This is a genomic window from Paenibacillus sp. F4, from assembly GCF_002894905.1.
GTDB lineage: Bacteria > Bacillota > Bacilli > Paenibacillales > Paenibacillaceae > Paenibacillus > Paenibacillus polymyxa_B.
Genome location: NZ_POVS01000052.1, coordinates 1 through 378, shown reverse-complemented (window position 1 = coordinate 378; position 378 = coordinate 1). Strand labels below are relative to the sequence as shown.

Below are 378 nucleotides of genomic sequence, written 5' to 3'. Positions count from 1 at the left end.
CCAACAGGTCCTTCAGTAACAAAGCCTTCCGAAGTTCCAAGCCACATATGGACATACACAATGAATGCGGGCGATAAATTCGGTAAAGGCGGAGATTTTGCTTTATTGCTGAGTGCTGTGATCAAAAAGGAAAGCAGCTTTGGAGCAGGCTTACCAGGCAGTCCATCAGCCGGCGACGGATTGATGCAGGTAGAACCAAACACACGTAATGCTTATTTATCTCAATTCAGTTCAAAATTTGGCCGTGCTTATAATCACGGCAGTGAACAAGATCAGGTATGCTTGGGCGGACTGATTTTAAATGAAAAGATTACTAGATTCGGCAACATATATAATGGCTTATTACACTATAACGGAGGAGATAACTGGTATCCGGGA

At 43.4% G+C, this 378-nt stretch carries 1 protein-coding gene; it reads left to right on the top strand.

What is annotated here, in order from left to right; translation table 11 throughout:
• Positions 1–60: 60 nt before the first annotated feature.
• The coding region (locus tag C1T21_RS27610; protein ID WP_219727886.1) for a transglycosylase SLT domain-containing protein at positions 61–378 on the top strand (318 nt) is incomplete at its 3' end.